Origin of the sequence: Streptomyces sp. NPDC058239, from assembly GCF_042882185.1 — a bacterium.
Classification (GTDB): Bacteria; Actinomycetota; Actinomycetes; order Streptomycetales; family Streptomycetaceae; genus Streptomyces.
Genome location: NZ_JBHVWS010000010.1, coordinates 70711 through 89365 on the forward strand (window position 1 = coordinate 70711; position 18655 = coordinate 89365).

The window sequence follows — 18655 nt, forward strand, 5'->3', positions numbered from 1 at the left end:
CCGTGAAGAGGGTGACACACATCACCCGGCTGTCGGGAATTCAAGGCGGTTCATTTCACGCTGTGTTGGTGCGGCGCGCACACTCGGGCGCGCGGAACATCCCCGGAGCGTCGCATATGGCCATCGGGGCGCGGCGGTTGTGACGTCGGTCATGCCGTGGCAGTGAGGCGTGCAGCACATCGGACGGAGTTTCCATGTCGCTACCTGAGCCCGGCGCCGGCCCCCGCCCGCCAGTTCCCGGCCAGCGCCGGTCCGAGCTGGTCCAGGTACACCTCGGTCAGCGTGCGCAACGAGTCCACGCTGATGTCCCGCCCCTGCCCCCAGAGCTGCCCGGTCACCCGCATCACCCCGCAGAACGCGGCCACGGCGACCCTCGGCCGGGGGTCCGTCCTCACGTCGAGCCCCTCGCGCTCGGCGATCAGCAGCGCGATCTGGTTCTCCAGATCCATGCTGCGCCGCAGGTGGGCGGCGAGCAGCGACGGCGTCGACTCGATCATCCGGTACGTGCGCATATGGAGTTCGACCGTGATGACCGCCTCGATCGCCTCGCCGATGCTGTTCCAGGCGCAGAGGACCGCGCTGCGCATGGCCTCGAACGGGGCTTCCGAGGCGGGGCGCCGGCGCAGCTCCGAGAGGAAGTGCGACTCCACCATCTCCTGGATGGCGAAGGCGGCCTCCTCCTTGCCGGCGAAGTAGCGGAAGAAAGTGCGCTGGGAGACCTCGACGGCGTCGACGATCTCGTCGACGGTGGTCTCCTCGTACCCCTGGGCGGTGAAAAGATCGAGGGCGGCGTGCAGCAGGGCGTCCCGGGTGCGTCGTTTCTTCCGTTCGCGCAGTCCGGTCGGATGCACGGCCCGCTGCCCATCGGTCACTGAAGTGGTCCTCTTTCCCCTGCTTTGTCCAGCTCAGCGTACCTGTGAGCTACGTGACAGTTACCGTCTTGTGAAATCGTTTGTCAACTGTCAGCGACTGACACTAATCTCCCGGGCATGACTAGTCAGACCACCGTCGAAAAGGCGTCGCGGGAGCCGCAGGACACCGCCGCACCCGCACCTGCCAAGGGGCTGCGCGGCCACCCCTGGCTGACGCTCTTCTCCGTGGCCATCGGCGTGATGATGGTCGCGCTCGACGGCACGATCGTCGCGATCGCCAACCCCGCCATCCAGCAGGACCTGGGCGCCTCGCTCGCCGATGTCCAGTGGATCACCAACGGCTACATGCTCGCCCTCGCGGTCTCCCTGATCACCGCGGGCAAGCTCGGTGACCGGTTCGGCCACCGCCAGACCTTCCTCATAGGTGTCGTCGGCTTCGCCGCGGCATCGGGGGCCATCGGCCTCTCCGGCAGCGTCGCACTGGTGATCGTGTTCCGGGTGCTCCAGGGCCTCTTCGGTGCCTTGCTGATGCCCGCCGCGCTCGGCCTGCTGCGCGCCACCTTCCCGGCCGAGAAGCTGAACATGGCGATCGGCATCTGGGGCATGGTGATCGGCGCCTCCACCGCGGGCGGCCCGATCCTCGGCGGTGTGCTCGTCGAGCACGTCAGCTGGCAGTCGGTCTTCTTCATCAATGTGCCGGTCGGTGTGATCGCGCTTGTGCTGGGCCTGGTGATCCTCAAGGACCACCGCGCCGAGAACGCGCCGCGCTCCTTCGACATCGGCGGCATCGTGCTGCTGTCGCAGGCGATGTTCTGCCTGATCTGGGCGCTCATCAAGGGCGCCGAGTGGGGCTGGGGCGACTACAAGACGCTCGGCTTCCTGGGCGCCGCCGTGGCCCTGTTCGTGGTCTTCGCGTTCTCGCAGAAGAACGTCAGGGAGCCGCTGATCCCGCTGGCGATGTTCCGGTCCGTGCCGCTGTCCGCGGGCGCGGTCCTGATGGTGCTGATGGCGTTCGCCTTCATGGGCGGGCTGTTCTTCGTCACCTTCTACCTCCAGAACGTGCACGGCCTGAGCCCTGTCGACAGCGGTCTGCACCTGCTGCCGCTGACCGGAATGATGATCGTCGCCTCGCCGCTCGCGGGCGCCATGATCACCAAGTTCGGCCCGCGGGTACCGCTGGTCGGCGGCATGGTGTGCACGGCGGTCGCCATGTTCGGCATGTCGCAGCTGACCATCGGCACCGGCACCCTGACCATGTCGATCTGGTTCGGTCTGCTCGGCCTCGGCCTCGCACCGGTGATGGTCGGCGCCACCGAGGTCATCGTCGGCAACGCCCCGATGGAGCTCTCCGGTGTCGCGGGCGGTCTGCAGCAGGCCGCCATGCAGGTCGGCGGCAGCCTCGGCACTGCGGTGCTGGGCGCGGTCATGGCCTCCCAGGTCGACTCGAAACTGGCCGACAACTGGACGGCCGCGAAGCTTCCGCCCCTTACGCCGGAGCAGCTGGATGCTGCGTCCTCGGCCGTCGAGGTCGGCGTACCTCCGGTGGGCGGCAACACTCCGCCGGAGGTCGCGGCGCAGATCGCGGGCGTCGCCCATGACACGTTCGTGTCGGGCATGAGCACGGCGTTCATGGTGGCCGGTATCGTCGCGGTGGTCGCCGCGCTGGTCGCCACACTCACCAAGCGCGGTGCGAATGCCGAGGCGGGCGCGGGCGCGGGTCACATCTGATCGCTCGTCGCGATGCCTGCGAGGCGTCAACACAGTGCGTACGACAGCCCCGTCGGACCGTTCCGGCGGGGCTGTCGCCTATCAGGGTGGTGTGACCCGCAGCCTCTTCCCCAGGCATCGCCCCGCAGGTCAGGGTGCGTGCAACTGATTCGCACCACCACGGGGGTCGATTTCCATGCGCACGACCGTTCTTGCCGCCGCCCTGGCCGCCACCGCCCTGATTCCGCAGACCGCGGCCCACTCCTCACCCGCCCGGCCCGGGGCCTGCGGAAGCGGCCAGCTCTGTCTCTGGGAGAAGCCGGACTTCACCGGCGCCCGGCAGATCCACGAGCTGTCCACGATCGACATCGAGAGCTGTGTCCCGCTGCCGGCGGGCAGCAAGGTCCAGGCGCTCGCCAACCGCACGGGCCGGCCCGTCACCACGTACCAGTCGGCGGAGTGTGCCGAGACGGGTGAGTTCGAGACCTATCCGGGCGGCGGCACCTGGGTGCCCCAGTCCCCGTACCAGGTCAGGGCCTTCAAGGTCTGGGAGAACTGACCGGACACGCCGAAGGGCGGCGGGACCAGGAGGTCCCGCCGCCCTTCAACCATGGTTCGCCGTGCTTACGCGTCGCCGCCGGCCGCGCCCGGGTCGGCCGCGGTCACATCGAGCAGCTCGTACCGGTCGATCGCCGTCTTCAGCAGCGAACGGTCGATCCGGCCCTCCTTGGCGAGCTCGGTGAGCACCGCGAGGACGATCGACTGTGCGTCGATGTGGAAGAACCGGCGGGCCGCACCACGGGTGTCGGCGAAGCCGAAGCCGTCCGCACCCAGCGACTGGTACGCACCGGGCACCCAGCGCGCGATCTGGTCCGGTACGGAACGCATCCAGTCCGAGACCGCCACGAACGGGCCCTCGGAGCCGGAGAGCTTCCGCGTGACATACGGGACGCGCTGCTCCTCCTCGGGGTGCAGCAGGTTGTACCGCTCCACGTCCACGGCCTCGCGGCGCAGCTCGTTCCAGGAGGTCGCCGACCAGACGTCCGCCCGGACGTTCCACTCGTCGGCGAGGATCCGCTGTGCCTCCACCGCCCACGGGACCGCCACACCGGACGCCAGGATCTGGGCCGGGATCTGGCCCCGCTCGGCGCTCTTGTAGCGGTACACGCCCTTGAGGATGCCTTCGACATCCACGTTCTCGGGCTCGGCCGGGTGCTGGATCGGCTCGTTGTAGACGGTGAGGTAGTAGAAGACGTCCTCGTTCTCGTCGGGGGTCCCGCCGTACATCCGGCGCAGACCGTCCTTGACGATGTGCGCGATCTCGTAGCTGAAGGCCGGGTCGTAAGCGACACAGCCCGGGTTCGTCGAGGCGAGCAGCTGCGAGTGGCCGTCCGCGTGCTGGAGACCCTCACCGGTCAGAGTCGTACGACCGGCGGTCGCACCCAGCACGAAGCCGCGCGCGAGCTGGTCGGCCATCTGCCAGAACTGGTCGCCGGTGCGCTGGAAACCGAACATCGAGTAGAAGACGTACACCGGGATCAGCGGCTCGCCGTGCGTGGCGTACGCCGAGCCGGCGGCGATCAGCGAGGCCGTGCAGCCGGCCTCGGAGATGCCGTCGTGCAGCATCTGACCGGTCGGCGACTCCTTGTACGCGAGCAGCAGATCGCGGTCCACCGCCTCGTACTGCTGACCCAGCGGGTTGTAGATCTTCGCGCTCGGGAAGAACGCGTCCATGCCGAAGGTGCGGTACTCGTCGGGTGCGATCAGCACGAAGCGCTTGCCGATCTCCTTGTCCCGCATGAGGTCCTTCAGGATGCGGACGAACGCCATGGTCGTGGCGATCGACTGCTGGCCCGAACCCTTCTTCGCGGTCGCGTATGTCTTGTCCTCGGGGAGGACCAGCGGCTTCGCGCGTACCACACGGGTCGGGACGTAGCCGCCCAGACCCTTGCGGCGGTCGTGCATGTACTGGATCTCTTCCGAGTCGCGGCCCGGGTGGTAGTACGGCGGGTAGCCTTCGTCCAGCTGCTTGTCCGTGATCGGGATGTGCAGCCGGTCGCGGAACCTCTTGAGGTCCTCGACCGTGAGCTTCTTCATCTGGTGGGTCGCGTTGCGGCCCTCGAAGTTCGGTCCGAGCGTCCAGCCCTTGACCGTCTGCGCGAGGATCACCGTCGGCTGGCCCTTGTGGGCCTTGGCCGCGGCATAGGCCGCGTAGACCTTCTTGTGGTCGTGACCGCCGCGGCCCAGGTGCAGGATCTGGTCGTCGGTCATGTCCTTGACCATGTCGCGCAGCCGCGGGTCGTCCCCGAAGAAGTGGTCACGGATGTACGCGCCGGACTCGGTGGCGTACGTCTGGAACTGGCCGTCCGGCGTGGTGTTCAGCTTGTTGACCAGGATGCCCGTGCGGTCCTGCGCGAGCAGCGGGTCCCAGGAACGGTCCCAGACCAGCTTGATGACATTCCATCCGGCGCCGCGGAACTGCGACTCCAGCTCCTGGATGATCTTGCCGTTGCCGCGCACCGGACCGTCGAGGCGCTGCAGGTTGCAGTTGACCACGAAGGTCAGGTTGTCCAGGCCCTCACGGGCGGCGATGGAGAGCTGGCCGAGCGACTCGGGCTCGTCCATCTCGCCGTCGCCCAGATAAGCCCACACATGCGACTGGGAGGTGTCGGCGATGCCGCGCGCCTCCATGTAGCGGTTCATCCGGGCCTGGTAGATCGCGCCGAGCGGACCGAGGCCCATCGAGACGGTCGGGAACTCCCAGAAGTCCGGCATCAGCCGCGGGTGCGGGTAGCTGGACAGGCCGTTCGGCGCCTTCGACTTCTCCTGGCGGAAGGCGTCGAGCTGCGCCTCGCTCAGCCGGTCGAGCAGGAAGGCGCGGGCGTAGATACCCGGGGACGCGTGCCCCTGGAAGAAGATCTGGTCGCCGCCCAGACCGTCGTCCTTGCCCCGGAAGAAGTGGTTGAAGCCCACGTCGTACAGCGAGGCCGAGGAGGCGAAGGTGGCGATGTGCCCGCCGACACCGATCCCCGGACGCTGGGCGCGCGACACCATCACGGCCGCGTTCCAGCGCGTCGCGTTGAGGACCTTGCGCTCGATCTCCTCGTCGCCGGGGAAGAACGGCTCGTCCTTCGTGGCGATCGTGTTCACGTAGTCCGTGCTGCGCATCTCCGGCACGGCGACGCGCTTCTCGCGCGCGCGCTCGATGAGCCGGAGCATCAGGTAACGGGCCCGCTCACGGCCTCGCTCGTCGACGGCGGCGTCGAGCGAGTCGAGCCATTCCTGGGTCTCTTCGGGATCGAAGTCCGGGACCTGGCTCGGCAGGCCGCCAATGATGATCGGGTTGCGATCGGATCCGGAAGCCACGCTGTTCCTTCGCTATTAGGTGCTGCTCTACGGGGCCTGGTTACGGGAGAACATGCCCCCGGGATGTATGCATGTACGCCATCACCATCGTGTACCGCAGGGGCGCAAACGTCATCTCTACCGAGGGGTAACCGCCGTGTTGCGAGACATCGCGTCCGTAGCGCGGGGATGGGCTGGTCCAAACCGCAACCATACGCCCAACCCGTCCAAGCGTTCCCAAAGGATGTTCGACTCCGAATGGCGGACCGAAACGGCATAAGCTGTGGAAGGACGTAAAGGGTGTGACGGTAGCGTCGGCCCCCGCGGGGGACCTCCCGACAGTGCGGTGACGTGGCAGGGAACGTCACCGTTTAGGCGGTCTCGGACGCTGGGTACTTGCGCGATCCGCCGCTCCCGTGTGGACTACGGCCAACGCCCCGCGCACGCGCGTGGCTGAAGCATTTTCCGAAACATGATCAGGAGGCAACCCGTGAGCGCGACCGCGGACCACGCGGAGGAGCGGACCAACCCGGCAGCACGCCTGGGGTTCGAGCCCGGACAGGTGGTCCAGGAGATCGGCTACGACGACGACGTCGAGCAGGAGCTCCGTGAGGGCATTGAGGCCACTACCGGCCAGGATCTCGTCGATGAGGACTACGACGACGTCGCAGACGTCGTCCTGCTGTGGTTCCGCGACGAGGACGGCGACCTTACGGACGCGCTGGTGGATGCCATTGGTCTGATCGAGGACGGCGGTGCGGTCTGGCTGATGACGCCGAAGACCGGCCGTGATGGATACGTCGAACCGAGCGACATCAACGAGGCTGCACAGACGGCCGGTCTCTCCCAGACCAAGAGCATCAATGCGGGCAAGGACTGGACGGGAAGCCGTCTGGTCACACCGAAGGCGGCCAAAGCCAAGCGCTGAACCGCATTCGCCACGCACTCGCCCAGAAGGCCCCCGACGGCATGAGCCGCCGGGGGCCTTCTTCATACGCTTGCCGGGCGCCTTGTTCGTACGGTTGGGGTGCAGGGTGCCCCCGCGCGGGCGCTGCGTGGCCTGCTGCGGGCTCTGCGTAGGGTGGGAGCCACCCGGACAGCCCAGCCCGGTGAACGTAGCGAAGGGACGCGTTTCATGGCGATCGAGGTCGGCACCCAGGCCCCGGATTTCGAGCTGAAGGACAACCACGGCCGGACCGTGAAGCTCTCCGACTTCCGCGGTGAGAAGAATGTCGTGCTGCTGTTCTACCCGTTCGCCTTCACCGGCGTCTGCACGGGTGAGCTCTGCGCGCTCCGCGACGAGCTGCCGAAGTTCGAGAACGACGACACGCAGCTGCTCGCCGTCTCCAACGACTCCATCCACACCCTGCGCGTCTTCGCCGAGCAGGAAGGTCTCGAGTACCCGCTGGTCTCGGACTTCTGGCCGCACGGCGAGACCTCGCGGGCATACGGCGTCTTCGACGAGGAGAAGGGCTGCGCGGTGCGCGGCACCTTCATCATCGACAAGGAGGGCGTGGTGCGCTGGACCGTCGTCAACGGTCTGCCCGACGCGCGCGACCTCAACGACTACATCAAGGCGCTCGACACGCTCTGATCCGGGAGCGGTGGATCTGCGGGCGTCCCGGCCAAAAGCCTGCTTTGGCCGGGAACCGGTCACTAGGATCCACTCGTTGATCGGATGCCAACGCAACGTGGAGGCGCCGGCGCCCGCCGGCCCCCAAGGAAACCAATGGGAGGACTCGTGGGAGTCAGCCTCAGCAAGGGCGGCAACGTCTCGCTGACCAAGGCCGCGCCCAACCTGACCGCGGTCATCGTCGGTCTGGGCTGGGACGCTCGTACCACCACCGGTGGTGACTTCGACCTCGACGCCAGCGCCCTGCTGACGAACGCCGAGGGCAAGGTCGGCAGCGACGGCAACTTCGTCTTCTTCAACAACCTCAAGAGCCCCGACGGCTCCGTCGAGCACACCGGTGACAACCTCACCGGTGAGGGCGAGGGCGACGACGAGGTCATCAAGGTGAACCTGGCCGGCGTTCCGGCCGATGTCGACAAGATCGTCTTCCCGGTCTCGATCTACGAGGCCGAGACCCGCCAGCAGAGCTTCGGCCAGGTGCGCAACGCGTACATCCGCGTGGTCAACCAGGCCGACAACACCGAGCTGGCGCGTTACGACCTGAGCGAGGACGCCTCGACGGAGACCGCCATGGTCTTCGGTGAGCTGTACCGCAATGGGGCGGAGTGGAAGTTCCGCGCCATCGGTCAGGGTTACGCCTCGGGGCTGCGCGGCATCGCGCAGGACTTCGGCGTCAACGTCTGAGAAGACGCGACCGGGCCGGGCCGCCGAGGCGCAGCCCGGGCCACGTCAGCATGTACCCCGTCCGGCGCCGCACCCCGTACGGCGCCGGACGCGCTGAACAGTTCGTTCAGCGGGCGGGCTCCGGCTGCTGAACGGCTCGACAGTTCAACGCTTCACCGGCTCAACGGCTCAACAGACGGTTCATCGACTCGGGGAGGACACACCATGGGCGTCACGCTCGCCAAGGGAGGCAATGTCTCCCTCTCCAAGGCCGCACCCAACCTCACCCAGGTGCTGGTCGGGCTCGGCTGGGACGCACGATCCACCACGGGCGCCGACTTCGACCTCGACGCCAGCGCGCTGCTGTGCCAGTCGGGCCGGGTGCTCGGCGACGAATGGTTCGTGTTCTACAACAACCTCACGAGCCCCGACGGCTCCGTGGAGCACACCGGCGACAACCTCACGGGTGAGGGCGAGGGCGACGACGAGTCGGTCATCGTGAATCTCACCCAGGTGCCGGCGCACTGCGACAAGATCATTTTTCCGGTCTCGATCCATGAGGCGGACAATCGAGGGCAGACCTTCGGGCAGGTCAGCAATGCGTTCATCCGCGTGGTGAACCAGGCGGACGGTCAGGAACTCGCGCGTTACGACCTCAGCGAGGACGCCTCGACGGAAACCGCGATGATCTTCGGCGAGCTCTATCGGTACAACGGCGAGTGGAAGTTCCGTGCAGTGGGACAGGGGTACGCGTCGGGGCTGCGCGGTATCGCTCTAGACTTCGGGGTCAACGTTTCGTAAAGCCGCGCACGGCGCGGGGGAGCCCCGTACACACCCGGGGGAGACCCGTTACATACACGATGGGGTAGCCAGTGCTTCTGAAAACCTTCGGCTGGTCGTTCGCGATTACCGCGCTCGGCCTGGTCGCAGCGGTGATCTACGGGGGGTGGGAAGCCTTCGGAGTGGTTGCGATTCTTTCCGTCCTGGAGATCTCGCTGTCCTTCGACAATGCGGTGGTCAACGCCGGAATCCTGAAGAAGATGAATGCCTTCTGGCAGAAGATCTTCCTCACGATCGGTGTGCTCATCGCGGTCTTCGGTATGCGGCTGGTGTTCCCCGTCGTGATCGTGGCCATCACCGCCAAGATCGGCCCGATCGAAGCGGTCGATCTTTCGTTCAACCAGCCCGATCGCTATCAGGAACTGGTCACCGACGCCCACCCGGCGATTGCCGCCTTCGGTGGCATGTTCCTGCTGATGATCTTCCTCGACTTCATTTTCGAGGAACGTGACATCCAGTGGCTGCGCTGGATCGAGCGTCCGCTCGCCAAGCTCGGCAAGGTCGACATGCTGTCGGTCTGCATCTCGCTGATCGTGCTGCTGGTCGCGGCCATGACCGTCGCGACCAACGCGCACCAGCACGGTGGCGGTCACGCGGACAAGGCGGAAACGGTCCTGCTCGCCGGTGTCGCCGGTCTGATCACGTACCTCATCGTCGGTGGCCTCTCCGGCTTCTTCGAGAACAAGCTGGAGGAGGAGGAAGAGCGCGAGCACGAGGCCGAGGAGGAGGCCAGGAAGAGCGGTGGGAAGGTCTCCGCGGTCGTACTCTCCGGCAAGGCCGCGTTCTTCATGTTCCTCTACCTGGAAGTGCTCGACGCGTCCTTCTCGTTCGACGGTGTCATCGGTGCCTTCGCCGTCACCAACGAGATCGTGCTGATGGCCCTCGGCCTTGGCATCGGCGCCATGTACGTCCGTTCGCTCACGGTCTACCTGGTCCGCCAGGGCACGCTCGACGACTACGTCTACCTGGAGCACGGCGCCCACTACGCGATCGGTGCGCTGGCCGTGCTCCTGCTCGTCACCATCCAGTACCAGATCAACGAGCTCATCACCGGCCTGACCGGCGTCGTGCTGATCGCCTGGTCGTTCTGGTCCTCGGTCCGGCGCAACAAGGCGCTGGAAGCCGAAGGCGGCGACGACGCCGGTTCCAAGGCGGAAGTCCCGTCCGGGGTGTGACCCGGTAGGGATTGAGGAACGCTCTCAGCGGGGCGGTCCGTACGGTGACGGTTCTCCGGGAACACCCGGATCCGGCCCGGCGGCCGTCCCGCAGTGATGTGTGCGGGGCCGGTGTACTACCGAGACGTGTGGGGGTTGGGGATGGCGTTCTGGGACGGCCTGTGGCCGCGGCGGGAGGCACAGTTCGAGTCGGGCAGCGCGGCGACCAGCTCCATCGTGCTGTCCCGGCGGCACGCCACGGTCTCGCTCACCAAACAGGGGGCGCTGACCGGCAATCTGCGGGTCAACCTCTCCTGGCAGATGCGTACGTCGGACATCATGGGCCGGTCGCGGCAGAGCGGCCGGCTGCTGCGGCCGCTGAAGCTCTTCCAGCCCGACGTGGTCCAGGCGCACACCCAGGGCATGGTCAACGTCGACCTGGACCTGGGCTGCATGTACGAGCTGAAGGACGGCACCAAGGGCGTGGTCCAGCCCCTGGGCAACCTCATCGGCGACCTGAACGGGCCGCCGTACATCCGGCTCAGCGGGGACGACCGCTTCGGGGCACCGTCGGGCGAGACCGTCTATGTCAATCTCGACCAGCGCGACCAGATCAAGCGGCTGCTGTTCTTCGTCTACATCTATGACCAGACGCCGGCCTTCGACCGTACGCACGCCAAGGTGACGCTCTACCCGGGCAACGGCCCGCGGATCGAGATCGAACTCGACGAGCGGGCCCCACAGGCCCGCTCCTGCGCCGTGTTCACGGTGGAGAACATCAAGGACGAGCTGATCGTGCGGCGCGAGGTGAAGTTCGTGTACGGATTCCAGTCGGAGCTGGACCGGCTGTACGGCTGGGGCATGCAGTGGGGACGGGGCTACAAGTCCCGGACCTGAGCCGACGCCGGACGGGCCGCAGGCGGATCAGCGTCACCCCAGGTGCCGTTCCGGGGCCGCGCGTCCCGCGACCGTCTCATGGCCGCCTCAGGACCGTACGAACTGCGGCCCCTGCGGTGGCAGCACGAAATTCGGGTCGGGCGCGGGCGCCGCAGCCGCGGCAGGCTGCGGATAGCCGTAGGCGGGCTGGGCGGCGGCAGGCTGCGGATACCCGTACGCGGGCTGCGGAGCCTGCTGGGCCACCGCGGGCTGCGGGTAGCCGTAGGCGGGCTGCCGGTGCTGGACGGTGGCCTGCGAGTCGGGACCGGGGGCCGGCGCGGGCGGGAACGCGGGCGCGGGCGGCGGGAAAGCGGGCGCTGCTACGGGCGAGGGAACCGTTACCGGCGAGGGGGCCGGGCCGGGCTCCGCCGCGGCCTCCGCCTCGTCGACCGAGATACCGAAGGCGGTCGCGAGACCGACCAGACCGGTCGGATAGCCCTGTCCCACGGCCCGGAATTTCCAGCCATCGCCGCGCCGGTAGAGCTCGCCGCAGATGATCGCCGTCTCCTCGCCGGTCTCCGGCCGCACATCGAAGACGGCGAGCGGGTCCCTGCCCGCCGATGCCGCGTCGTACAGCAGGATGCGCAGATCGCGCACCTGAGCGAATGGGGCTCCGTCGGAGGATGCGGCGATGACCACCTGATCGACCGAGGGGTCGAGCGCGCTGAGGTCGGCCTCGATGCTGTCCGTGAGTCCCTCGGGGACACTGCGCTTCGGCAGCCTTCGCACCAGGCCCGAGGGGTGGCGGGGCTGGTTGTAGAAGACGAAGTCCTCGTCCGAGCGCACGCCGCCACCGGCTCCGAGCAGCAGCGCCGAGGCGTCCACATCCGGAACCCCGGCGCCCGGGGTCCAGCGCAGCACGGCCCGTACGGCCATGGCGTCCAGAGGGACGTTCGAGCCTTTCACCATCGCGTGCGTCATGCCCGTCATCCTGCCTGCTGGCTGCCTGTGCGGACAACGCGGGGGTCGCACCGGATGTCTCGGCAGGGCGTCGGAACCGCGTCGTCCGCAGTACGTGGACCCGTCGGGAAATGGACGAGTTACCCGGAATTCATGCACGTAGGGAACTCTTGACACCCGTCCGTACGTACTATTACCGGCCATACGTTGTCCGGTCGGTCAGGCAGTTCGGGGGAATCACATGCGTCATTTCGGGCATATTGCGCCCGCTGCGAGAGAGGGTCTGTTCTTCCAGGAGCCGCGCGAATTCGGTGCGGACTCGCCGGCCGGCATGCTTTCGGCCGCGCTGGGAGCGACCCTGTACAGCCCTGCCACCAGGCCGCGACTTGCTGACGATGTCATCAAGCAGGCCGGGCGCGGTGTCGTCTCGATGGTGCTGTGCCTGGAGGACTCGATCGATGACTCCGAGGTGGCCGGCGCCGAGGAGAACCTGGTCAGACAGTTCGCAGACCTCGATGCGCGCGGAAGCGAGGTGCCCCTGCTCTTCATCCGGGTCCGGGAACCGAGCCAGATAGTGGACCTGGTGAGTCGGCTCGGCCGCACCGTCCGATTGTTGTCTGGTTTTGTACTTCCGAAATTCACCGAAGAGCGTGGCGTGCCCTTCATGGAAGCGCTCGCCGACGCCGAAAAGGCGTGTGGGCAGCGCCTGTTCGCGATGCCTGTTCTCGAATCGCCCGAGCTGCTGCATCTGGAGACCCGCAGGGAAGCACTCCGGGGAATCACCCGCACCGTCAACAAGTACCGCGAGCGGGTACTCGCACTGCGACTCGGCGTCACCGACTTCTGCTCGGCCTACGGGCTCCGCCGGGCGCCCGACATGACTGCGTACGACGTACAGATCGTCGGCGCCGTCATTGCCGACGTGGTCAATGTGCTGGGCCGGGCGGACGGCACGGGCTTCACGATCACCGGCCCGGTGTGGGAATACTTCCGGCTCCAGGAGCGCATGTTCAAACCGCAGCTGCGCCGCAGCCCCTTCCTGGAGGGCCGGGCCGAGGAACTGCGCACGGCACTGATCGAGCACGACCTGGACGGCCTGCTGCGCGAGATCGAGCTCGACCGGGCCAACGGCCTGCTCGGCAAGACCTGCATCCACCCGTCGCACGTCGCACCCGTGCATGCACTGTCCGTGGTCAGTCACGAGGAGTTCAGTGACGCACAGGACATCCTGCGGCCGGAACGCGGCGGCGGTGGCGTCATGCGCTCCGCGTACACGAACAAAATGAATGAAGTGAAGCCGCACCGTGCCTGGGCCGAGCGGACCCTGCAGAGGGCCGAGGTCTTCGGCGTGGCGAAGGAAGACGTCGGTTTCGTGGAACTACTGGCCGCGGGCCTCACGGAATGAGCGGGCCTCGCGGAACGAGCGTGTCTCGATGAGCGAGCACGCGGCAAGGAAAGAGACGGCGAACGTGGTGTGGTCGGGTAGCTGGGTGGCGGAGCGACTGGGCGTCGAGCTCGTCGGCGACGGGAAGCCCGACGGCGACAGGGAGCTGAGGGACCTGCTGGGCCTCGCCCTGCGCCGCAATCCCAAGCGGGCCCATCTGCTCGTGTCGAACGTGCTCGGCAAGCATGTGCCGCAGAAGCCTTCCGTGGTGTACGGCGCCGGATTCGAGCTCGGCCGCCGGGTGCGCGAACTCCTCGGTGACGCCGAGGCGCACCGGGCGGTCGTGCTCGGATACGCGGAGACGGCCACCGGTCTCGGCCACGCGGTCGCCGACGGGCTCGGCGTGGCGCCGTACCTGCACTCGACGCGCCGCCCCGTCGAGGGCGTGGAGCGGGCGGGCGGCTTCGAGGAGTCGCACTCGCACGCCACCTCGCACCTGCTGCTTCCGGAGGACCCGAACCTGCTGGCGGGCGGGTGCGGCCCGACGGACGCGGATGCATACGCGGACGCGCCGCTGGTACTGGTCGACGACGAATTCTCCACGGGCAACACCGTGCTCAACACCATCCGCGCGCTGCACGAGCGATACCCGCGGAGCTGGTACGTCGTCGTCGCCCTGGTGGACATGCGGTCGTCGGCCGACCACGGAAGGCTGACCGAGTTCGCCGCGGAGATCGGCGCGCGCGTCGACCTGGTGGCGAGGAGCTCGGGCACGGTCGCCCTTCCGGAGGGCGTCCTGGAGAAGGGCCAGGCACTGGTCGCCGCGCATGAGGGGGCCGGTTCCGCCGCTCCCCGAGCGGCCGTCGATCAGGGGCACCGACCGTGCACCCGGGTGGACATCCAGTGGCCCGCCGGGGTGCCCGACGGCGGACGGCACGGCTTCACCCCCGCCCACCGGGCCGCCCTTGAGCCGGTCCTCCCGGCCATGGCCGCCCGCATCGCCGCGTCACTGGGCGACGCCCGCCGCGTACTGATCCTCGGCTTCGAGGAGCTGATGTACGCCCCCCTCCGCCTGGGCACGGCCCTGGAGGACCACACCGACGCCGAGGTGCGCTACTCGACGACCACGCGTTCCCCCGTCCTCGCCGTGGACGACCCCGGCTATGCGATACGCAGCCGGCTGGTCTTCCCGGCCCACGACAACCCGGCCGACGGCCCCGGCGACCGGTACGCTTACAACGTCGCGGGCGCCGGATTCGACGCCGTGGTCGTGACTGTCGACTCCACCGCCGACACCCCCGAACTTCACGCCCGCGACGGCCTGTTGGCGCAGCTCTCCGCGCACACCGACCACGTCCTGCTCGCGGTCGTCCCCTCGTACGTCCCGTCGGGCCTCCCCTCGTACGTCTCCGAACGGCAGGAACCCCCCATGCTGCCCGAGCCCCTCCGCGGCCCCGCCTTCTCCTCCTACGCGCCGGACGAAGTCGGCTGGCTGCTCCAGGACCTCTCGGACACCGAACTGGAGGCGCCCACCGAGGAGCGCGAGGAGGCGATACAGAGCGGTGGCGCGCACTACGCCGAGTCGCTCCCCGTCGAGTACCAGCCGTCCGCCCAGTACCAGAGCCTGTTCAAGGCGGCGCTGGACCTGTCGGCCGCACGCGTCGCCCGCGCCGTCGGCACCGTCACCGAGACGGTCCTCGCCGAGCGCGCCCCTCGCCCCGTACTGGTCTCGCTCGCCAGGGCCGGCACTCCCGTCGGCGTACTCATGCGCCGCTGGGCCCGGCACCGGCACGGACTCGATCTGCCGCACTATGCCGTCTCCATCGTGCGGGGCCGCGGCATCGACGCCAACGCCCTGCGCTGGCTGGCCGCCCACCACGAACCGGCGGATGTCGTCTTCGTCGACGGCTGGACCGGCAAGGGGGCGATCACGCGTGAACTGTCCGCGGCACTCGCCGAGTTCGACGGATTCAATCCCGAGATCGCCGTCCTGGCCGACCCGGGCGGCTGCGTCCGTACCTACGGCACCCGCGAGGACTTCCTCATTCCGTCCGCCTGCCTCAACTCCACCGTGTCCGGGCTGATTTCACGGACAGTCCTCCGCTCCGACCTGGTCGGACCCGACGATTTCCACGGCGCGAAGTTCTACCGGGAGCTTGCGGACACCGATGTGTCCGGCCACTTCCTCGACACCGTCGCCGACCACTTCGACGAAGTCGTCGACGCCGTGGACGCCGAGGTCAAGGAACTGCTCGCGGCCGACCGCGCACCCACCTGGGAGGGCTGGGCCGCGGTGGAACGCATCAGCGAGGAGTACGGCATCGACGATGTGAACCTGGTCAAGCCGGGTGTCGGCGAGACGACCCGCGTACTGCTGCGCCGCGTCCCGTGGAAGATCCTCGCCAAGCGAGGAGCGGGCGCTGACCTCGAGCACATCCGCCTGCTGGCCGAGCAGCGGGGCGTACCGGTCGAGGAGGTCGACGAACTCCCCTACACCTGCGTCGGGTTGATCCACCCGAAGTACACCAGGGGTGCGACGGGCGCGGACGGCAAGGCGGTGGAGTCGAAGTGACCCCCCCGGCCACCGCGGCCATCCCGGCCACCGGGACCGCCCCCGTGACACTGGTCGCCAGCGACCTCGACCGCACCCTGATCTACTCGACGGCGGCGCTCCAGCTCCCCATGCCGGACGCCGAGGCCCCCCGGCTGCTCTGCGTAGAGGTGTACGACCACAAGCCGCTCTCCTACCTGACCGAGACGGCCGCGACACTGCTCGGCGAACTCGCTCGCACCACGGTCTTCGTCCCGACGACGACCCGTACCCGCGAGCAGTACGGGCGCATCCACCTCCCCGGTCCCGCACCGCGGTTCGCGATCTGCGCCAACGGGGGACACCTCCTCGTCAACGGCGAATCCGACCCCGACTGGCAGACGCAGGTCTCCCGCAGGCTCGCCGACGAATGCGCCTCGCTCGCCGAGGTCCGCGCCCATCTCCTGGCCGCGGCCGACCCCGCCTGGCTGCTCAAGGAACGGGTCGCCGAGGAGCTCTTCGCCTATCTCGTCGTCGAACGCGCGCTGCTGCCCGAGGGCTGGGTCAAGGAACTGGGGGAGTGGGCGGAGACCCGCGGCTGGACGGTCTCCCTCCAGGGCCGCAAGATCTACGCCGTGCCGGGCCCGCTCACCAAGAGCGCCGCCATGAACGAGGTCGCCCGGCGCACCGGCGCCACACTCACCCTCGCCGCCGGTGACAGCCTCCTCGACGCCGATCTGCTCCTCGCCGCCGACCGCGCCTGGCGCCCGGCCCACGGCGAACTCGCCGACACCGGCTGGAACGCCCCGCACGTCGATGTGACGGCCGAGCACGGTGTGGCGGCGGGCGAGGAGATCCTGCGCCACTTCCTCCGGGCCTCGCCAGGGGCAGGCGCCCTCGCCCAGAAGTAGCAGTATGTGAGGGCGGGACGGCGCGGGCCCGGCCCGGTGGGACCAACGAGGAGCATGCGATGGCCAAGGGTAACGAAACCAAGATCACGGACGAGCTGTACGCATACATGCTGGCGCACAACCCACCGCTCGACGCGGTGCAGCGCGAGCTCGTCGAGACCACGTACGCACGCCTCCCCGACCAGGCCGGCATGCAGTCCGCCGAGGAACAGGGACCGCTGCTCGCCTTCCTCGTCCGGCTGACCGGGGCCCGGCACATCGTGGAGGTCGGGACGTTCACCGGCTTCTCCGCCCTGTCGATGGCACAGGCGCTGCCCGCGGACGGACGGCTGATCGCCTGTGATGTCTCGGAGGAGTGGACCGCCTACGGCCGGGAGGCGTGGGAGAAGGCGGGCGTCGCCGACCGGATCGAACTCCGTATCGCCCCCGCGCTCGACACACTGCGGGCGATGCCGGCCGAGCCGCACATCGACCTCGCCTACCTGGACGCGGACAAGGGCAACTACATCCCGTACTGGGAGGAACTGGTGCCCAGGATGCGGCAGGGCGGTCTCGTCGTCACGGACAACGTGCTCTTCCACGGCGGGGTGACCGACCCGCAGGCGACCGGCGGAGCGGCGGCGATCAAGGAATTCAACGACCATGTGGCCGCCGATCCGCGGATGGACAGCGTGCTGCTCACCGTGTCGGACGGGCTGACGCTCTCCCGCAAGCGGTAGGAGTCGCAGGCCCCGACTCCGGTTGCCCGCTCTCAGCCGCAGCAACCCCCGCCACAGCAGCCGCCCCCGCCCCCGCCCCCGCCGCCGGCCGACGGGGCGGCGGGCGCGGACTTGGCCGACGAGCCGCCCACGGCCACGGTGGAGAGAAGCTTCACGGTGTCGGCGTGCCCGGCGGGGCAGGAGGCCGGGTCCGAGGACTGAGCCATCGGGCGGCTGAGTTCGAACGTGTCTCCGCAGGAGCGGCAGCGGTACTCGTAACGAGGCATGGCCCCAGGCTATCCGGCGCCGGGCCGGGGCGGACAGACACGGCGGCCGACCGGTGGTACGCAGACGCAGTACGCGTTACGGGCGGCGGACAACCGGCATCGGCGTCGGCGTCGTTGCCTTCCGGCCCATCCGTATTTCCCGCTCGGCCTCCTCGGGATGGCGGGCCCGCCAGTAGGGGTTGTCGTGCGGAAGGCCGCCGCTGACCCGCCCGTACATCCCGAACACCATCAGCATCAGGCCGACCACAAAGCTGAACAGCACATTCTGGAGGCGGAAGGCGAGGAAGTTGTAGTCGGTTTCGAGCAGCGCGAGATTGACGAATCCGCTGAGGATGAAGGCGATGCCCAGAATCATGTTGAGCGTCGAGGCGAAGTTGCCGCCGATCACCATCCCGATGAACAGCAGCAGCCCGACGCAGATGGACAGGACGCTGAGGGCACCGTTCGTGTTGAGGCCGGCGACGGTGGCACCACCGGTGCTGAAGAAGCCGATCTTGTTGACCAGCCCCAGGATTCCGAAGGCGAGAAGCACCAGCCCCATCAGTCCCGCCCCGACCCGGTAGACGCTGTTCAGCCGGTGATCGATCGGAAGGTGCTTGTCGAGCTGGGTGGCCTTACGGGGGCGCCGCGGGTTCTGTCGTCCGGTGGCGTGCAGTACATGGGTGGCCATTTCGGCCTCCTTCGCGCGTACTACCAGGATCCGCCCACGGGGATGCTGCCGCACATCAGGGCCGAAGGACCCGAACCCGGCGTATCGGAACCCGGCGTATCAAGAGGGCTGCCGCCGCTCCCGCA

At 68.3% G+C, this 18655-nt stretch carries 17 protein-coding genes; 12 read left to right on the top strand and 5 right to left on the bottom strand.

All coding sequences use genetic code 11. The annotated features are described in order from the left end of the window. Positions 1 to 200: 200 nt before the first annotated feature. Positions 201 to 872, bottom strand: a complete 672-nt coding sequence (locus tag ACFVYE_RS14525; RefSeq protein WP_383962627.1) for a TetR family transcriptional regulator — start codon at positions 870 to 872, stop codon at positions 201 to 203. 117 nt (positions 873 to 989) lie between these two features. Here ACFVYE_RS14525 and ACFVYE_RS14530 point away from each other — a divergent pair, with 117 nt between their 5' ends. Together ACFVYE_RS14530 and ACFVYE_RS14535 are read left to right on the top strand one after the other, a co-directional pair. Continuing rightward, positions 990 to 2600 carry an MFS transporter gene (locus ACFVYE_RS14530; RefSeq protein ID WP_389605709.1) on the top strand — a complete coding sequence of 537 codons (1611 nt, stop codon included), beginning with the start codon at positions 990 to 992 and terminating at the stop codon, positions 2598 to 2600. A gap of 175 nt (positions 2601 to 2775) precedes the next feature. After that, positions 2776 to 3138: a peptidase inhibitor family I36 protein gene (locus ACFVYE_RS14535; RefSeq protein WP_383962632.1), complete on the top strand. Its 363-nt coding sequence runs from the start codon at positions 2776 to 2778 to the stop codon at positions 3136 to 3138. A gap of 65 nt (positions 3139 to 3203) precedes the next feature. On the opposite strand, the gene aceE is transcribed toward ACFVYE_RS14535, so the two are convergent. After that, a complete protein-coding gene (gene aceE, locus ACFVYE_RS14540; protein ID WP_383963731.1) occupies positions 3204 to 5945 on the bottom strand; it encodes a pyruvate dehydrogenase (acetyl-transferring), homodimeric type in 2742 nt (913 codons plus the stop codon). A gap of 469 nt (positions 5946 to 6414) precedes the next feature. Here aceE and ACFVYE_RS14545 point away from each other — a divergent pair, with 469 nt between their 5' ends. The 6 genes from ACFVYE_RS14545 to ACFVYE_RS14570 all read left to right on the top strand — a co-directional run bounded on the left by ACFVYE_RS14545 (position 6415) and on the right by ACFVYE_RS14570 (position 11111). After that, positions 6415 to 6852: a DUF3052 domain-containing protein gene (locus ACFVYE_RS14545; RefSeq protein ID WP_114244351.1), complete on the top strand. Its 438-nt coding sequence runs from the start codon at positions 6415 to 6417 to the stop codon at positions 6850 to 6852. 207 nt (positions 6853 to 7059) lie between these two features. Further along, on the top strand, positions 7060 to 7518 hold the full coding sequence (locus ACFVYE_RS14550) for a peroxiredoxin (protein ID WP_093895495.1): 459 nt from the start codon (positions 7060 to 7062) through the stop codon (positions 7516 to 7518). 147 nt (positions 7519 to 7665) lie between these two features. After that, positions 7666 to 8241 carry a TerD family protein gene (locus tag ACFVYE_RS14555; protein WP_327119004.1) on the top strand — a complete coding sequence of 192 codons (576 nt, stop codon included), beginning with the start codon at positions 7666 to 7668 and terminating at the stop codon, positions 8239 to 8241. A 204-nt stretch (positions 8242 to 8445) separates the two neighbouring features. Further along, positions 8446 to 9021 carry a TerD family protein gene (locus tag ACFVYE_RS14560; protein ID WP_114244350.1) on the top strand — a complete coding sequence of 192 codons (576 nt, stop codon included), beginning with the start codon at positions 8446 to 8448 and terminating at the stop codon, positions 9019 to 9021. Between the two features lie 71 nt (positions 9022 to 9092). Beyond that, positions 9093 to 10235 carry a DUF475 domain-containing protein gene (locus tag ACFVYE_RS14565; RefSeq protein ID WP_383963728.1) on the top strand — a complete coding sequence of 381 codons (1143 nt, stop codon included), beginning with the start codon at positions 9093 to 9095 and terminating at the stop codon, positions 10233 to 10235. 141 nt (positions 10236 to 10376) lie between these two features. Continuing rightward, the gene (locus tag ACFVYE_RS14570) at positions 10377 to 11111 is read left to right on the top strand and encodes a Tellurium resistance (RefSeq protein WP_383963725.1); all 735 of its coding nucleotides are present in this window, start codon (positions 10377 to 10379) and stop codon (positions 11109 to 11111) included. 87 nt (positions 11112 to 11198) lie between these two features. Here the strand turns inward: ACFVYE_RS14570 and ACFVYE_RS14575 are convergent, their stop codons facing one another. Further along, entirely contained in the window at positions 11199 to 12071 is an 873-nt protein-coding gene (locus ACFVYE_RS14575) for a TerD family protein (RefSeq protein ID WP_383963722.1), read from the bottom strand. A gap of 220 nt (positions 12072 to 12291) precedes the next feature. Between ACFVYE_RS14575 and ACFVYE_RS14580 the strand changes: the two genes are divergently transcribed. Genes ACFVYE_RS14580 through ACFVYE_RS14595 form a run of 4 tightly spaced genes read left to right on the top strand, consistent with a single transcriptional unit; the run spans position 12292 to position 17594 of the window. Then, positions 12292 to 13455 (top strand): HpcH/HpaI aldolase/citrate lyase family protein, encoded by a 1164-nt coding sequence (locus ACFVYE_RS14580; RefSeq protein WP_389605713.1) that lies wholly within the window; start codon positions 12292 to 12294, stop codon positions 13453 to 13455. A 28-nt stretch (positions 13456 to 13483) separates the two neighbouring features. After that, the gene (locus tag ACFVYE_RS14585) at positions 13484 to 16006 is read left to right on the top strand and encodes a phosphoribosyltransferase (protein WP_389605715.1); all 2523 of its coding nucleotides are present in this window, start codon (positions 13484 to 13486) and stop codon (positions 16004 to 16006) included. Continuing rightward, positions 16003 to 16875 carry an HAD family hydrolase gene (locus ACFVYE_RS14590; protein WP_383963714.1) on the top strand — a complete coding sequence of 291 codons (873 nt, stop codon included), beginning with the start codon at positions 16003 to 16005 and terminating at the stop codon, positions 16873 to 16875. Before ACFVYE_RS14585 ends, ACFVYE_RS14590 begins: the two co-directional genes overlap by 4 nt. Before the next feature lie 59 nt (positions 16876 to 16934). After that, complete coding sequence (locus ACFVYE_RS14595; RefSeq protein ID WP_383963712.1) at positions 16935 to 17594, top strand: O-methyltransferase; 660 nt, start codon at positions 16935 to 16937, stop codon at positions 17592 to 17594. A 32-nt stretch (positions 17595 to 17626) separates the two neighbouring features. Here ACFVYE_RS14595 and ACFVYE_RS14600 read toward each other — a convergent pair whose 3' ends face one another. Both ACFVYE_RS14600 and ACFVYE_RS14605 read right to left on the bottom strand, forming a co-directional pair. Next, positions 17627 to 17860: a zinc ribbon domain-containing protein gene (locus tag ACFVYE_RS14600; RefSeq protein ID WP_383963709.1), complete on the bottom strand. Its 234-nt coding sequence runs from the start codon at positions 17858 to 17860 to the stop codon at positions 17627 to 17629. A gap of 76 nt (positions 17861 to 17936) precedes the next feature. Further along, positions 17937 to 18530, bottom strand: coding sequence for a DUF4383 domain-containing protein (locus ACFVYE_RS14605; protein ID WP_383963706.1), 594 nt, complete (start codon positions 18528 to 18530; stop codon positions 17937 to 17939). Positions 18531 to 18655 lie beyond the last annotated feature (125 nt).

Bases quoted from the DNA above. Each gene is read 5' to 3' on its own strand.
- ACFVYE_RS14530 (WP_389605709.1), top strand. From the start codon at position 990: ATGACTAGTCAGACCACCGTCGAAAAGGCGTCGCGGGAGCCGCAGGAC.
- ACFVYE_RS14535 (WP_383962632.1), top strand. From the start codon at position 2,776: ATGCGCACGACCGTTCTTGCCGCCGCCCTGGCCGCCACCGCCCTGATT.
- ACFVYE_RS14550 (WP_093895495.1), top strand. From the start codon at position 7,060: ATGGCGATCGAGGTCGGCACCCAGGCCCCGGATTTCGAGCTGAAGGAC.
- ACFVYE_RS14560 (WP_114244350.1), top strand. From the start codon at position 8,446: ATGGGCGTCACGCTCGCCAAGGGAGGCAATGTCTCCCTCTCCAAGGCC.
- ACFVYE_RS14570 (WP_383963725.1), top strand. From the start codon at position 10,377: ATGGCGTTCTGGGACGGCCTGTGGCCGCGGCGGGAGGCACAGTTCGAG.
- ACFVYE_RS14575 (WP_383963722.1), bottom strand. From the start codon at position 12,071: ATGACGCACGCGATGGTGAAAGGCTCGAACGTCCCTCTGGACGCCATG.
- ACFVYE_RS14580 (WP_389605713.1), top strand. From the start codon at position 12,292: ATGCGTCATTTCGGGCATATTGCGCCCGCTGCGAGAGAGGGTCTGTTC.
- ACFVYE_RS14585 (WP_389605715.1), top strand. From the start codon at position 13,484: ATGAGCGAGCACGCGGCAAGGAAAGAGACGGCGAACGTGGTGTGGTCG.
- ACFVYE_RS14595 (WP_383963712.1), top strand. From the start codon at position 16,935: ATGGCCAAGGGTAACGAAACCAAGATCACGGACGAGCTGTACGCATAC.
- ACFVYE_RS14600 (WP_383963709.1), bottom strand. From the start codon at position 17,860: ATGCCTCGTTACGAGTACCGCTGCCGCTCCTGCGGAGACACGTTCGAA.
- ACFVYE_RS14605 (WP_383963706.1), bottom strand. From the start codon at position 18,530: ATGGCCACCCATGTACTGCACGCCACCGGACGACAGAACCCGCGGCGC.